Below are 14,377 nucleotides of genomic sequence, written 5' to 3' on the forward strand. Positions count from 1 at the left end.
AATTCATACTCGTCCCTGCGTTTCGAGATTCGTTCCCGTCACGGGGCTGACATTATGAAGTTGACCACCAAAGGCCGCTATGCCGTCACGGCAATGCTTGATCTGGCTCTGCATGGAGACCAGGGGCCGGTGAGTCTTGCCGACATTTCGGCCCGCCAGGAAATCTCTCTGTCCTACCTGGAACAGCTTTTTTCCCGTCTCCGCCGCCAGAAACTGGTTACCAGTATTCGTGGTCCTGGTGGCGGCTATCGGCTCAGTCGCCCGGCGGCTGATGTCTATATTGCCGAAGTTGTCGATGCCGTCAGTGAATCACTGGATACCACACGGTGCGGCAACAAGGGCGATTGCCAGAACGGCGAGAAATGCCTGACCCACCATCTCTGGTCTGATCTGAGTGATCAGATTCATCAGTTTCTCGCCGAGATCAGTCTCGGAGACCTGATGAGAAAGCATGAAATCCGCCAGGTTGCGGACCGGCAGAACCGCCGTCAGTCTGACGGCGGTTCTGAAACGATCAATACCGAACGCCTGTCTGACCAGGCGCCGGCCTGACCACCAACAAACTCCTGGAAACCATGAAAAAGCCCGTATATCTGGACTACGCGGCCACGACGCCCGTTGATCCTTCTGTCGCCGATGAAATGCTGAAGTACCTGACGCCGGATGGTGTGTTTGGCAATCCCGCTTCCCGTTCCCACGCCTTTGGCTGGCAAGCGGAAGCGGCGGTTGAGTCGTCGCGAAAGCAGGTTGCCAGCCTGATTCACGCCGATCCCCGGGAAATCGTCTGGACCTCCGGTGCCACGGAATCCGATAACCTGGCGATCAAGGGGGCTGTTGCCGGCCGCCAGGATGCCCACATTGTAACGTCGAAAATCGAGCACAAGGCGGTTCTCGATACCTGCAAGTGGCTGGAGCACCATGGCACGGAAGTGACCTGGCTGGATCCCGCGCCGGATGGCAGCATCAACTGTCAGCAGGTGGTGGATGCGCTCAGGGACAACACCGCGCTGGTCAGCCTCATGCTGGTGAACAACGAACTGGGAACTGTCACGGACATCGCGGCTATCGGCTCCGAGTTACGGCAGCGGGGCGTGCTGTTTCATGTCGATGCTGCCCAGGCGGCCGGCAAAATGGCGGTCGACGTTGCGTCGATGCCCGTCGACCTGCTGGCACTCTCCGGGCACAAGGTATACGGGCCCAAGGGCGTGGGGGCCCTTTATGTCAGGCGCTCTCCGGATGTTCGTATCGAGGCCCAGATCCATGGCGGTGGCCATGAGCGAGGAATGCGCTCCGGAACCCTGCCAACTCATCAGATTGTCGGAATGGGGAAGGCGTTTTCGATTGCCCAGTCCGGGCTTGAGGATGAAGTCCGAAAGCTGGAAACACTGCGCCAATCATTCCTGGCGGGTCTGGGGTCCCTCGAGGGTGTCAGTTTGAATGGGAGCGAGTCCCGGCGTGTACCTGGCATTGTGAACCTGTCGTTCGACGGTGTAGAGGCGGAATCCCTGATGCTGGGCTTGCGGGATCTGGCCGTTTCCTCCGGATCGGCCTGTGCTTCGGCCACAATAGAACCCTCCTACGTGCTTCGTGGCATTGGCCTGAACGATGAGCAGGCCCATCGCGCACTGCGTTTTTCCTTTGGCCGCTTTACCACGGAAGAGGACGTCGCTTTTGCCAGTTCGCAAATTGTTGATGTTGTTAGCCGCCTCCGCGCAGTGCGGTAGGAAGTTTGCCCCGGACTGCGTATAATCGCAGGCCAGAATTTTTATCATAAACAAACTGGAGAAAGACCATGGCAACTGAGCGCACGCTCTCCATTATCAAGCCCGATGCGGTAGCAAAAAACGTGATCGGCGAAATTTACAGCCGTTTTGAAAAAGGCGGCCTGAGCATTGTTGCGGCCAAGATGATGCATCTGACCCAGGAGCAGGCAGAAGGGTTCTACGCAGAGCACAAAGAGCGCCCGTTCTTTAACGATCTGGTTGCCTTCATGACCTCGGGTCCGGTTGTTGTACAGGCCCTGGAGGGCGAAGGTGCCGTCCTGAAGAACCGTGATCTGATGGGTGCGACCAACCCGAAGGAAGCGGAAGCCGGTACCATCCGTGCCGATTTCGCCTCTTCCATCGATGCCAATGCCGTTCACGGCTCCGATTCTGCGGCTTCTGCCGAGCGCGAAATCGCTTATTTCTTTAATGACAACGAAATCTGCCCGCGGGGTTGATGAATTGCTCGGAGGCGGCCATCCGCTCGCCTCCGAATGGGTTATCTGATCGAGGTTATGAAATGACAGCGGCCGCTGAAAAAACCAATCTTCTGGGGATGCCGAAAGCAAAACTCGAGGCTTTCTTTGAATCCCTGGGGGAGAAGCGTTTTCGTGCCACTCAGGTTTTGCAGTGGATTCATCAGCGTGGCGCTGATGACTTCGATCAAATGACCAATATGAGCAAGGCGTTACGGGAAAAGCTGAAAGAAGTCGCAGAAATCCGTGGGCCTGAAGTAGTTTACGACGAGACGTCCAAAGACGGCACCCGCAAGTGGGTGATGCGTATGGACAACGGCAACAGTGTTGAGACCGTTCTGATACCGGATGGAGAGCGCGGCACGCTTTGCGTTTCTTCCCAGATCGGTTGCAGTCTGGACTGTACTTTCTGTTCCACCGGCAAGCGAGGTTTTAACCGTAACCTCACGGCGGCGGAAGTCATTGGCCAGGTGTGGGTGGCCCGTAAAGCCTTCATGCCGTTCGAGCCAGGCCCGGACCGGCCGATCACCAACGTTGTGATGATGGGCATGGGGGAACCCCTGCTCAACTTCGACAACGTTGTCGATGCCATGAACCTCATGATGGAAGATCTGGCCTACGGGATTTCCAAGCGTCGGGTAACCCTCAGTACCTCTGGCGTTGTTCCCGCGCTGGACCGCCTGTCGGAAGTTACCGATGTTTCATTGGCCATTTCGTTGCACGCCCCGAATGATGAACTGCGTAACAAGCTGGTTCCGCTGAACAAAAAGTACCCGATTGCGGAATTGCTGGCTGCCACCAGGCGGTACTTTGCCCGGTTACCGGACAAGCGTAAGGTGACCATCGAGTACACGGTGATTGAGGGAATGAACGATCAGCCGGAACACGCGCGGGAGCTTGTGGTGTTGTTACGGGATCTGCCATGCAAGATCAATCTGATACCATTTAACCCGTTTCCGGAGAGTGATTTTCGCCGGCCGAGCATGAACGCGACCCGTCGGTTCCAGACCATCCTCAATGAGGCCGGCTATATCGCGACAATCAGAACCACCCGCGGTGATGACATCGATGCCGCATGTGGACAGCTTGTGGGAAGGGTTGAAGACAGAACACGCCGGAGCCAGCGGTACATCCAGGTTCAGCAGGCTAATCCCTGAGTCCCGAACCTGAAGCAGCCCAATCGAGGAAGGGGAGACTGTGACAAACAAACCAGCAAACCGACGTTTTTCAGTGTTGGCCGTTATGCTGTGCACCCTGCTTGTCACAGGCTGTGTCACTACCACGGACAGTCGGTTCTCCCGGGAAGCAGATCGCCAGAAAGCGGTTGATAATTATGTAAAGCTCGCCACTGCCTACCTCGGGCAAGGCAATCTTGAGCGGGCCCGCCACCACCTCGACCGGGCCCTCAAGCTTGACGCGGACGACGCCAGCGCAAGGGCCGCGATGGGGCTCATATACAACGCCGAGGGCGAGCCCGAGCTGGCAGAACAGAATTTCAGAAAGTCCATCTCCGAGGATCCGGGGTACACACGCGCACGGGTCTATTACGGTGCTTTTCTCTTTGCTCAGGGGCGGATGGACGACGCCAGCGATCAGTTTCACGCAGCGTCAAGGGATACCGGGTATGATGATCGGGGCTCGGTGTTTTTTAACCTGGGCATGACTCAGGAGAGGCTGGGTGAACGGGAAGCAGCGACGACTTCTTACCGGCGGGCGGTGGAGTTAATGAGAGGCGATGCGCGCCCGCTCCTGGCGCTTGCCCGGGTGTCTGTCGAGGTGGGCAACTATGAAAGCGCCGCCGGATATTACTCAAGGCTGACGTCCATGATGCAGCGGAACCCACGTCTCGTCCATTCAGCAGAGAGTCTTTTCATCGGAATCCGCATTGCCCGCTATTTCAACAACGGTGACCAGGAAGGGAGTCTGGCGCTTCAGCTCAGGAACAATTTTCCGGAGTCAGTGGAATATCAACAATATAAGGTGCTGATTTCTAATGGCAACTGATGAGAATTCACAGCCAGCGATGAAAGGGCCCGTCGGGCGGCAGCTTCAGAAAGCAAGAGAAGCGTCCGGTTTAAGTGTCAGCGACGTGGCCGGTGCGCAGCATTTGCGACCGTCGGTGATCCAGGCTATCGAGTCCGGGAATTACAGCCAGATTGACAGTGAACTCTTTCTCAAGGGGTATGTCAGGACCTATGCAAAGCAGGTAGGGCTGGATGCCGACGCAGTGATAGCGGATCTTGACCAGGAGCTGGAACCGATCCGTCAACAGCGTGAGCAGGAGCACGAGGCCAACCCGCTGGTGGACATTGAGCGCCGCAGACGCAGAAAACGTCAACTCGCCAAGACCCTTATTTTCCTGGCGATTCTGGGCATCGCCGGTTACCTGGCGTTTGCTTTGCTGATGCCCGAACCTGAAGCGGGCGGGGTACAGTCAGGGGCATCCGATCCGGCAGACGTGCTGGCAGTCACGGATTCCGGAGAAGGTGCCGTCTCAGGGCAGTCAGTGTTGCCAGGCGCTCTTGCGGAATCAGGTAACCTGGGCACTTCAGAGGAACCGAATGTTGAGAATCCGGTCGCTGAGGACACGTCCCCCGGACCTCTGACGGAACAGATTCCGGCGGTTGTAGAAACTCCGGATCCGGCTCTGGAAAACCGCTCCGGGCTGGCGGAGGCCACTGACATTGTCCGGCTTCAGATCAGTTTCATCGATGACTGCTGGGTCCAGGTAAGCGATGCGACCGGGAAGCGGCTGGTGAATGCCCTTCTGCGTAACGGAGACGAGATTGATGTTTCCGGTCAGGCACCGCTCAGGGTTGTCATCGGTGCCGTTGATGCCGTTGAATCCATCCGTTTCCAGGGTGAACCGCTGGATCTGGGTGACTATCGTTCCGTCAACAACCGGTCAGAGTTTTCCCTGACAATCTGAAATTTGATCACATTTTCCATACCGGTCAGCAAGACATGAAACAGGATTCCCCGATTATCAGACGCAAATCCCGCCAGATTATGGTGGGCAATGTTCCTGTGGGTGGTGATGCTCCGATTGCGGTGCAAAGCATGACCAACACCAACACCTGTGATGTTGAGGCCACGGTTGGCCAGATCCGGGCGTTGCAGGAGGCGGGTGCGGATATTGTCAGGGTCTCGGTGCCGTCCATGGACGCCGCCGAGGCGTTCGGCAGGATTCGTGAGCAGGTATCGCTGCCATTGGTGGCCGACATCCACTTCGATTACAAGATCGCGTTGCGAGTTGCGGAGCTTGGCGTGGATTGCCTGCGTATCAACCCGGGCAATATCGGCCGTGATGACCGTGTCAGTGCAGTTATCAGCGCGGCCCGGGACGGAAATATTCCGATCCGTATCGGTGTCAATGCCGGCTCCCTCGAGAAGTCGCTGCAGCGTAAATACGGAGAGCCAACGGCGGACGCGCTGGTTGAATCGGCCATGCGCCACATCGATATCCTGGATCGTCACGATTTCCAGGACTTCAAGGTCAGCCTGAAAGCATCAGAAGTGTTCATGACCGTGGCTGCGTATCGAAAAATCGCTGCCCAGATCGAGCAGCCGCTTCACCTGGGTATCACCGAGGCCGGCGGTTTCCGTTCAGGAACGGTAAAATCCTCCATCGGCCTGGGTATGCTGCTGATGGATGGGATCGGCGACACCATCCGCGTGTCACTGGCGGCTGACCCGGTCCAGGAAATCAAGGTTGGTTTCGATATTCTCAAAAGCCTCCGTCTGCGTAGCCGGGGCATCAACTTTATTGCCTGCCCCAGTTGTTCCCGCCAGAACTTTGATGTGATCCAGACCATGAACGATCTGGAGGCGCGGCTTGAGGATGTAAACACGTCACTGGATGTGGCGATTATCGGCTGTATTGTTAACGGCCCCGGAGAGGCCAAGATAGCCGACATCGGCCTGACCGGCGGAAGCCCGAAAAACCTGTTTTACATGGCGGGCAAGCCCAGCCAGAAGTTGGAGAACGCCACACTGACCGACGATCTGGAACGTCTGATTCGCGAAGAAGTGGCTCGTCGCAAGGCGCGGGAAGAGTTGGTTATTGCCCGTTCCGACGATTGATCCGTTTGCGTTTCCAGGCAACACCACCCAGGCAGAGTTAAGGGTTTAAATTGGCAAAGATTCAGGCAATTCGCGGGATGAACGATATCCTGCCGGAACAGACACCCGTATGGCAGTTTGTGGAATCCACGGTGCGTAACGTATTGGCCCAGTATGGCTACCAGGAAATCCGTATGCCTATCGTTGAGCAGACGGACCTGTTCAGGCGGTCCATCGGTGAAGTAACGGACATCGTCGAAAAAGAAATGTACACCTTCGAGGACCGCAATGGGGACAGTCTGACCCTGCGCCCCGAGGGCACAGCGGGTTGCGTGCGGGCAGCGGAACAACATGGCCTGCTGTTTAACCAGACCCGGCGGCTCTGGTACACCGGGCCCATGTTCCGGCACGAACGACCCCAGAAAGGCCGGTATCGCCAGTTCCACCAGATTGGGGTGGAATGTTTTGGTATGAGCGGTCCGGATATTGATGCCGAGTTGCTGATTCTGACGGCCAGGCTCTGGAAAGAGCTGGGTCTTGCCGGGCACACGCGCCTTGAAATCAATTCCATCGGCACGTCCGAATCCCGCAGGGTCTATCGTTCGGCGCTGGTGGACTACCTCGGTCAGTTCAGGGCCGAACTGGATGCGGACAGCCAGCGGCGGCTGGATACCAACCCGCTGCGTATTCTCGATAGCAAGGATCCGGCCACCCGCAGGATCCTTGAGGGTGCGCCAAGCCTGGACGATTTCCTCGACGACGAATCCCGGGATCACTTTGAGCGTCTGAAAGCGTTACTGGACGCAGCGGGTGTCGGTTATTCCGTTAATCCTGCGCTGGTTCGGGGCCTCGATTACTACGGTAAGACGGTGTTCGAATGGATTACCGACAGCCTTGGCGCCCAGGGCACTGTGTGTGCCGGAGGTCGGTATGATGGTCTGGTTGACCAGCTAGGCGGAAAGCCAACCGTTGCGGTTGGCTTTGCAATGGGTCTCGAGCGGCTTATTCTCCTTCTTGAAACGCTGGATCTGGTTCCCGGTTACGTGAACAACGAGGCGGATGTCTACGTTACGGCAATGGGTGACGGGGTGCTGGCGCCGGCGTTGGTGCTCGCTGAAAAACTGAGAGCGGCATTGCCAGGCAGAGTGATTGTCTCCCATTGCGGCGGCGGCAGCTTCAAGAGCCAGATGAAAAAAGCTGATCGCAGTGGTGCGAAGTACACGGTGATTCTCGGTGAGAACGAGATTGCCAACGGCACCGCCGGGCTGAAGCCCATGCGGGCCGATGAACCCCAGGCCGAGATTGCCCAGGACGAACTTGCCTCCGCACTGGCGAAGGCCCTGGCCAGCTGAATCTGATAAAAATCCACGATATAACGGCAAAAAATACGACTACAGGAGTCCCCATGGCTGAGTTGCGCACCGAAGAAGAACAGATCCAGGCGATCAAGGACTGGTGGAAGAGAAATGGCAGCTCCCTGCTTCTCGGTATTGGTGCCGCACTGGCCATCGTCTTTGGCTGGCAGGCCTGGCAAAACTACCAGGCGCAGCAGCGGGCCGAAGCGGCGAACCAATTCGCCAGCCTTCTCAATGCTTTCAGCAACCAGGCCGATGAAACCCGCGGCGAAACCGTTGCCTTCGTGGCAAAAACACTGCGGGAAGACTATCCGGAGAGCGTCTATGCGGTATATGGCAATCTGATCCTTGCCCGCCAGCAGCTGATGGAAGCAGCGGATGCCCAGGCGGCCATGGGCTCTCTCAAATGGGCACTGGAGAAAACCGGCGAAAACAAGGCTCTGGCGCTGGTTGTCCGGAATCGTCTAGCCCGCGCCCAGTTTTCCGCCGGCCAGTACGATGAAGCCCTTTCAACAATTGATGCCGCAGGCAGTGCCGACGCTTTCGACGCCATTTACTCCGAACTTCGTGGTGATATTCTTCTGGCGCAGGGCAACCTCGAGGGGGCTCGGGAGGCCTATCTTGCCGCCCGCGAACAGGGCCAGCAGGGGCGTAGCGGTGTATTGGAAATGAAACTGGCTGACCTTGGTGTCGGGGAGGACGCCTGATGCCGGCTTTTCGCAACAGGTTGCTGAGTCGAGGGCTGCTCCTGGGGTTGATGGTTTTTGCCGGGCTGTCCGGCTGCAGCACCACTGATACCTTTGAGCAGCCCGCTCCGGTGCCCGACATTGAAGCGTCCGCCGAGTTTAAAAGGGTTTGGCGCCTGTCGGTCGGGAACGGACACGATGGCGATTTTCTCTACCTTGCGCCCCTCAATGCCGGTGACCGGATTTTCGCTGCCTCGGCAGACGGCGGGCTTTACGCTGTTGACCCCGAATCCGGCAACGTAATCTGGGAAACCGAATTGGAGGATCGGGTTTTTTCCGGCCTTGGGGGCGACGGTAAACATCTTTACCTTACCACTCGGAATGCTGAACTGGTCGCACTTTCCCGAGAGAATGGCTCTGAAGTCTGGCGGCGGTCACTGCCGACTGAAGTGCTCTCTGCGCCCCAGTCAAATGGTGCACTGGTGGTCGCCCAGACGATTAGTGGCCAGGTACTGGGTTTCAATGCCGCGGATGGGGAAAAGCGCTGGCAGTATGATGGTTCGGTTCCGGTGCTTTCGATCAGGGCGGCCGCGGCACCCCTGGTGGGTGCTGATATGGTCATCGCCTCATTTGCCAGCGGCAAGCTGATGGCGCTGGCTGCGGATTCGGGCCAGCCCCTGTGGCAATATGAGGTCGGTCAGCCGGAAGGGCGTACCGAGCTTGAGCGACTGGTTGATGTAGCGGGCCAGCCATTAGTGATCGACACGGCTGTGTTGGTGGTAGGCTACCAGGGCAAGCTTGCGCTGGTTGATATCCGCACGGGGCAGGAAATATGGAGCCGCAAAGCGTCCAGCCTGTATTCGCCCATGATAGCCGGGGGTGACATATACCTTGCATCGGCAAATGGCGAACTGGTTGCCCTTCGCGGCTCGGACAGGAAGGAACTCTGGATGCAGGATCGTCTGGCGTGGCGCCAGCTGACCCAGCCAATGGTCTACGAAGGCTATCTGGTGGTCGGTGACTATCAAGGCTATCTGCACGCCCTTGATCGTGAAGATGGCAGCCTGGTCGGGCAGCTTGAGTTCGATGATGAGGGTATCCGCGTACCGGCCCAGCGGCTGGCCAATGGTAACCTGCTGGTATTCGGCAACAGCGGAAAGATGGCCGTATTCCAGGTTCAGCCGCAGGATTAATCACCTATTATGACCCCAGTAATTGCCCTTGTCGGACGTCCTAACGTTGGCAAATCGACTTTGTTCAACCAGATGACCCGTTCCAGGGATGCCCTGGTTGCCGACTTCCCCGGCCTCACCCGAGATCGCAAATACGGCGAGGGCAGCTACGAGGGCCAGCGCTTCATTGTTATTGATACTGGTGGTCTCACCGGAGACGAACAGGGGCTGGATCTTGAGATGGCACGGCAGTCCATGCAGGCCGTGGAAGAAGCCGACATTGTTCTGTTCCTGGTGGATGGCCGTGCCGGGCTGACAGCGGGCGATGAACTCATTGCTGATCATATGCGCCGTTCTGGCAAGCAGGCCCACCTGGTCGTGAACAAGACCGATGGTCAGGACCCAGATATCGCAGCAGCAGACTTTTACAGCCTGGGCTTCGCATCCACCTTCCTGATTGCCGCCTCCCATAACCGGGGTATCCGGTCAATGCTGGAGATTCTCTTGCCCTCCGAGGAAGATCGGGAAGAAGAGGACCGGGCAGATCGATATCCAGGTATTCGCATTGGCGTGGTGGGGCGCCCGAATGTGGGCAAGTCGACCCTTGTGAACCGCATGCTTGGCGAGGACCGGGTGGTCGTTTTCGACATGCCGGGCACAACCCGGGACAGCGTGTACGTCCCCTACGAGCGCCAGGGCAAACAGTACACGCTGATTGACACCGCCGGTGTTCGCCGCCGTAAGAATGTCAGCGAAGCGGTCGAGAAGTTTTCCATTATCAAAACACTGCAGGCAATTGATGATGCCCATGTCGTGATTCTGGTGATTGATGCCCGGCAGGGACTGGTGGATCAGGATTTGCACCTGGTCGGCTTTGTTCTGGATGCGGGCCGCTCACTGGTCATCGCGGTGAACAAATGGGATGGAATGGACCCCGAAGACCGGGCCAGGGTGAAGGAGCAGGTCAAGCGTCGCCTCGATTTTCTCGATTACGCCGACAAGCACTACATCTCTGCACTTCACGGGTCCGGCGTTGGCGTTATGTACGAATCGGTCGAAGCCTGCTACGACTCTGCCATGGCCAAGTGGCCAACCAATCGCCTGACGGCAATCTTGCAGGACGCCGTCGCCCAGCATCAGCCACCGATGGTGCAGGGGCGGCGAATCAAGCTCCGTTACGCCCACCAGGGTGGCTCGAATCCGCCGGTCATTGTTGTTCACGGCAATCAGGTGGATGCGCTGCCCGGCTCTTACAAGCGTTATCTTGAGAACACCTTCCGCAAGGTGCTGAACGTTATCGGGTCGCCCATCCGGTTTGAATTCCGGGCCGGGGAAAACCCGTTTGCCAGCAAGGTTGATCGGCTGACGCCGCGCCAGAAGGTGAAAAAGGATAACGACCGGAAACAGGGGCCCAGCCCGAAGAAAAAGCGCCAGAAAAGCCTCAAGCGCTGATTCCGGGGTATAACCTCAGCTTTCGCTGAGCCCGGCGTTTTCAACCTGTTTGGCCTGGACCGCAGTGAGCGCGATGGTAAAGACGATGTCTTCGACCAGCGCACCCCTGGAGAGATCGTTGACCGGTTTCCGGAGACCCTGCAGCATCGGGCCGATACTGACGACATTGGCGCTGCGCTGAACCGCTTTATAGGTGGTGTTCCCGGTGTTCAAATCGGGGAATACAAACACCGTGGCCCTGCCCGCCACCTTGCTGTCAGGGGCCTTGCTCCTGGCGACGCTCTCTATCGCTGCGGCGTCGTACTGCAAGGGCCCGTCAATCAGCAGATCCGGCCTGCGCTTGCGGGCAATACGGGTGGCTTCCCTTACCTTGTCGACATCCTGACCGCTCCCCGATTCACCGGTACTGTAGCTGATCATTGCCACCAGAGGCTCAATGCCGAAGGCTTCGGCTGATTCCGCACTCTGAATGGCAATGTCGGCCAACTCCTCGGCATTCGGGTCGGGGTTAATGGCGCAGTCGCCGTAAACCACCACCTGCTGAGGAAGCAACATGAAAAACACGGATGACACGACCTTCGCCTGGTCGTGGGTTTTGATCAGTTGCAGGGCAGGGCGAACCGTGTTGGCGGTGGTGTGAATGGCGCCTGACACCAGCCCATCGGCTTCATCCAGAGCCACCATCATGGTTCCCAGGACAACGTTGTCCTCAAGCATGGCTTCGGCCATGTCCGGGGTAAGCCCCTTGTGTTTACGCAGTTCCACCATCGGCCCGATATAGCGCTCACGCACATCGGAAGGATCAATGATCTCGATATCTTCCGGCAACTTCAGATCCTGGGAAGCGGCAACCCGGCGAATCTCGGACGCGTTCCCAATCAGGGCACACCGGGCCAGCTTACGCTGGTGACAGATGATGGCCGCCTGAACGGTTCGTGGCTCGCAGCCCTCCGGCAGGACAATTCGTTTATTGGCAGCGCGGGCGCGTTCTGAAAGCTGATACCGGAAAGCCGGGGGAGAAAGCCGGCTCTGGCGTTCGACCTTGAGGTGCTGCTGCAGCCAGTCTGTGTCTATTCGGGTCGCAACCGATTCCATGGCCTTTTCGATGCGGTCCGGATCATCGATGGGGATGGCGGAAGACAGGTTAGCCAGCATGCGGGCCGTCTCATAGGTGTTGGCATCGGAACCGAGAACCGGCAGGCCGGTATCGAGGGCCCGGTGGCACAGATCTATCACCCGTTGGTCCGGCATGAATCCGCCGGTGAGCATCAACCCCGCCAGCGGAACACCATTTAGCGCGGCAACTGCTGTGGTGACCACAATGTCTTCACGGTCTCCCGGCGTTACCATTAACGTGCCTGGCCTCAGTGTTTCTGTCATGTTCCGGATGGTCCTTGCACACACCGAAACCTTCTGAACCCGCCGGGAGTGCATCTGGCCTTCATTCAGCACGGGCAGCCCGAGCTCCCTGGCGATGTCGGAAACCCGCGGGGCGAGCAGCTCCGGCTGCCAGGGAATCTCGGCAATGAGGCGAAACCGGCCTTCGCTGAAGACCTTGCACTGGCTCCGGTAATCAATGGTGGCCGGGGCCGGGTGGTTGCTGTTGGAACGGAGTTCAAGTCCGGCCTGTTCCGGCTCTCCGACCTTGTTGAGGATGACGCCAATAACATCGGGATCGCTCGGGTTGGCGAACAGGCGCGAGGAAAAATCCAGCTCCTCATCCATTTGTTGGGCATCCAGGGTTTTGGGTGTGCTGACCAGGATAACCTCCGACCCCAGGTTGCGGGCAACCTCCACATTGAGCCGTGCAATATAGGCCTCACTGCGATCCGGTACCAGCCCTTCGATAATCACCACATCCACCTCTCGGGCGACCTTCTGGTACTCGCCCACCACTGTTTCGAGCAGGAAATCGGATTTGCCCCGGTTGAGCAGTTGCTGGGCTTCCTTTAAAGGAATCGGTTCCGGCGGATTCAGGTGGCTGCTGGTCCGGACAAAGGCCGCCGATGAATCCTGGCCGTCGTTGTGCCTGGATTCGGCACGGTGGACGGATTGGCTGAAGGGCTTATAGAAACCGACACTCACGCCAACCCGTTCAAGGGCGCGTAACAGCCCGAGGCACACGGCGGTCAGGCCGGAGTCCATGGAGGTTGGTGCAATAAAGAGACTTTTTGCCATTATCGTTTACCTGGTAACGGGTGGTGGTGAGGCCGGGTCCGCCGCGCCGGCAAGCCGTGAGGCCTCCCGCGCAATAGCCAGCTCCTCGTTGGTGGGAATCACCAGAACCGGGAACCGGGAACCGGCACTGTCAATCCGGCGGTCACTGAATTTGCCATGGTGTTTGTTGAGATCCTCGCTGAGCTCAAAACCCATGAGGTGCAGATGGCTGATGGTGTCCTGCCTCACCCGGGCGCTGTTCTCGCCGATGCCCCCGGTGAATACCAGGGCATCCAGATGCCGGAGCGACGCCATCATGGCGCCAATGTACCTGGCCAGACGGAAGCAGAAAACATCAATGGCTGTTCTGGAGGGTTCATGGCCGTGGTCGGCGAGCTCGCACAATGACCGCATATCATTGGTCTGCCCGGACAGACCCAGCAGGCCGCTTTCCTGGTTCAAAACCCGATGAATCTCGTCGGCCGCAACGCCCTTGCTGCGCAGAAAGTCAAACAGGCCCGGATCTACATCTCCACTCCGGGTGCCCATCACCAGGCCTTCAAGCGGGGTCAGGCCCATGCTGGTATCCACGCTGCTGCCATCGCGGATGGCGGTAATGCTGCAACCATTACCCAGATGGGCGGAAATGACAGACGTGGTTGCCGGTGTCCTGGCCAGCAAGCGGGCCGCCTCGGCGGCCATAAAGGCATGGCTGGTGCCGTGAAATCCGTAGCGGCGTACGCCCCAGTGCTGATACCAGGCTTCCGGAAGGGCATACAGGAATGCATGTTTTGGCAGGGTCTGGTGAAAGGCGGTGTCGAAAACCGCCGCCTGAGGGACACCGGGAAACAGCGCGAGGGTTGCCCGGATACCCGAAAGATTGACCGGGTTGTGCAGGGGAGCCAGTCCGGCGCACTCTTCAATGGCGCTGACAACGTCCTCGTCGATAAGGGCCGCTTCGCGAAAGGTTTCTCCACCATGAACCACCCGATGGCCGATGGCCGCGGGCACGGAAGTTATCAGCTGACGATCCCGGAATGCACTGACCATTGCCTCAAGTGCCGCATCATGCGATGTGCCCGGCTTCAGGGGAATGGTGTCCTTATCGCCAGCAATGCGTGCAAAGGCATCGTTCTGATTAAGACGCTCTGCCAGAGCCGACGCCAGTTTACGGTGTTGGCCGTCAAACAGTGCAAGTTTCAGCGATGAGCTGCCGCAATTGACGACAAGTATGGTGTCTTCCATGGAGTTGAG

13 protein-coding genes are annotated in these 14,377 nt (G+C 58.2%); 11 read left to right on the forward strand and 2 right to left on the reverse strand.

The features are described 5' to 3' along the window. Positions 1-54 precede the first annotated feature (54 nt). The 11 genes from iscR (at position 55) to der (ending at position 10,966) form a co-directional block, all read left to right on the forward strand. Positions 55-552 carry a Fe-S cluster assembly transcriptional regulator IscR gene (gene iscR / locus QPL96_RS08110; RefSeq protein WP_303286880.1) on the forward strand — a complete coding sequence of 166 codons (498 nt, stop codon included), beginning with the start codon at positions 55-57 and terminating at the stop codon, positions 550-552. Between the two features lie 23 nt (positions 553-575). Further along, positions 576-1,724 (forward strand): IscS subfamily cysteine desulfurase, encoded by a 1,149-nt coding sequence (locus QPL96_RS08115; RefSeq protein WP_303286881.1) that lies wholly within the window; start codon positions 576-578, stop codon positions 1,722-1,724. Between the two features lie 68 nt (positions 1,725-1,792). Continuing rightward, positions 1,793-2,221, forward strand: coding sequence for a nucleoside-diphosphate kinase (gene ndk / locus QPL96_RS08120; protein WP_303286882.1), 429 nt, complete (start codon positions 1,793-1,795; stop codon positions 2,219-2,221). Between the two features lie 62 nt (positions 2,222-2,283). Continuing rightward, positions 2,284-3,396: a 23S rRNA (adenine(2503)-C(2))-methyltransferase RlmN gene (rlmN, locus tag QPL96_RS08125; protein ID WP_303286883.1), complete on the forward strand. Its 1,113-nt coding sequence runs from the start codon at positions 2,284-2,286 to the stop codon at positions 3,394-3,396. An 85-nt stretch (positions 3,397-3,481) separates the two neighbouring features. Continuing rightward, the gene (gene pilW, locus QPL96_RS08130; protein WP_303287043.1) at positions 3,482-4,243 is read left to right on the forward strand and encodes a type IV pilus biogenesis/stability protein PilW; all 762 of its coding nucleotides are present in this window, start codon (positions 3,482-3,484) and stop codon (positions 4,241-4,243) included. Next, positions 4,233-5,168 carry a RodZ domain-containing protein gene (locus QPL96_RS08135; RefSeq protein WP_303286884.1) on the forward strand — a complete coding sequence of 312 codons (936 nt, stop codon included), beginning with the start codon at positions 4,233-4,235 and terminating at the stop codon, positions 5,166-5,168. Before pilW ends, QPL96_RS08135 begins: the two co-directional genes overlap by 11 nt. A gap of 35 nt (positions 5,169-5,203) precedes the next feature. Further along, a complete protein-coding gene (ispG, locus tag QPL96_RS08140) occupies positions 5,204-6,322 on the forward strand; it encodes a flavodoxin-dependent (E)-4-hydroxy-3-methylbut-2-enyl-diphosphate synthase (RefSeq protein ID WP_303286885.1) in 1,119 nt (372 codons plus the stop codon). A 50-nt stretch (positions 6,323-6,372) separates the two neighbouring features. Next, positions 6,373-7,653, forward strand: a complete 1,281-nt coding sequence (gene hisS / locus QPL96_RS08145; protein ID WP_303286886.1) for a histidine--tRNA ligase — start codon at positions 6,373-6,375, stop codon at positions 7,651-7,653. Positions 7,654-7,706: 53 nt separating this feature from the next. Continuing rightward, positions 7,707-8,363 (forward strand): tetratricopeptide repeat protein, encoded by a 657-nt coding sequence (locus QPL96_RS08150; RefSeq protein ID WP_303286887.1) that lies wholly within the window; start codon positions 7,707-7,709, stop codon positions 8,361-8,363. Beyond that, a complete protein-coding gene (bamB, locus tag QPL96_RS08155; RefSeq protein ID WP_303286888.1) occupies positions 8,363-9,535 on the forward strand; it encodes an outer membrane protein assembly factor BamB in 1,173 nt (390 codons plus the stop codon). Before QPL96_RS08150 ends, bamB begins: the two co-directional genes overlap by 1 nt. 9 nt (positions 9,536-9,544) lie before the next feature. After that, positions 9,545-10,966 carry a ribosome biogenesis GTPase Der gene (der, locus tag QPL96_RS08160; protein WP_303286890.1) on the forward strand — a complete coding sequence of 474 codons (1,422 nt, stop codon included), beginning with the start codon at positions 9,545-9,547 and terminating at the stop codon, positions 10,964-10,966. 15 nt (positions 10,967-10,981) lie between these two features. Here the strand turns inward: der and pta are convergent, their stop codons facing one another. Together pta and QPL96_RS08170 are read right to left on the reverse strand one after the other, a co-directional pair. Next, a complete protein-coding gene (pta, locus tag QPL96_RS08165) occupies positions 10,982-13,144 on the reverse strand; it encodes a phosphate acetyltransferase (protein WP_303286891.1) in 2,163 nt (720 codons plus the stop codon). Between the two features lie 6 nt (positions 13,145-13,150). Then, the gene (locus tag QPL96_RS08170; protein WP_303286892.1) at positions 13,151-14,368 is read right to left on the reverse strand and encodes an acetate/propionate family kinase; all 1,218 of its coding nucleotides are present in this window, start codon (positions 14,366-14,368) and stop codon (positions 13,151-13,153) included. Between the last annotated feature and the right edge of the window lie 9 nt (positions 14,369-14,377).

The organism is Marinobacter sp. SS8-8, from assembly GCF_030540945.1.
In the GTDB taxonomy this organism is placed as follows: domain Bacteria; phylum Pseudomonadota; class Gammaproteobacteria; order Pseudomonadales; family Oleiphilaceae; genus Marinobacter.

Coding starts and splice junctions, on each gene's coding strand:
- iscR (WP_303286880.1), top strand. CDS start 55: ATGAAGTTGACCACCAAAGGCCGCTATGCCGTCACGGCAATGCTTGAT.
- QPL96_RS08115 (WP_303286881.1), top strand. CDS start 576: ATGAAAAAGCCCGTATATCTGGACTACGCGGCCACGACGCCCGTTGAT.
- ndk (WP_303286882.1), top strand. CDS start 1,793: ATGGCAACTGAGCGCACGCTCTCCATTATCAAGCCCGATGCGGTAGCA.
- rlmN (WP_303286883.1), top strand. CDS start 2,284: ATGACAGCGGCCGCTGAAAAAACCAATCTTCTGGGGATGCCGAAAGCA.
- pilW (WP_303287043.1), top strand. CDS start 3,482: ATGCTGTGCACCCTGCTTGTCACAGGCTGTGTCACTACCACGGACAGT.
- QPL96_RS08135 (WP_303286884.1), top strand. CDS start 4,233: ATGGCAACTGATGAGAATTCACAGCCAGCGATGAAAGGGCCCGTCGGG.
- ispG (WP_303286885.1), top strand. CDS start 5,204: ATGAAACAGGATTCCCCGATTATCAGACGCAAATCCCGCCAGATTATG.
- QPL96_RS08150 (WP_303286887.1), top strand. CDS start 7,707: ATGGCTGAGTTGCGCACCGAAGAAGAACAGATCCAGGCGATCAAGGAC.
- bamB (WP_303286888.1), top strand. CDS start 8,363: ATGCCGGCTTTTCGCAACAGGTTGCTGAGTCGAGGGCTGCTCCTGGGG.
- der (WP_303286890.1), top strand. CDS start 9,545: ATGACCCCAGTAATTGCCCTTGTCGGACGTCCTAACGTTGGCAAATCG.
- pta (WP_303286891.1), bottom strand. CDS start 13,144: ATGGCAAAAAGTCTCTTTATTGCACCAACCTCCATGGACTCCGGCCTG.
- QPL96_RS08170 (WP_303286892.1), bottom strand. CDS start 14,368: ATGGAAGACACCATACTTGTCGTCAATTGCGGCAGCTCATCGCTGAAA.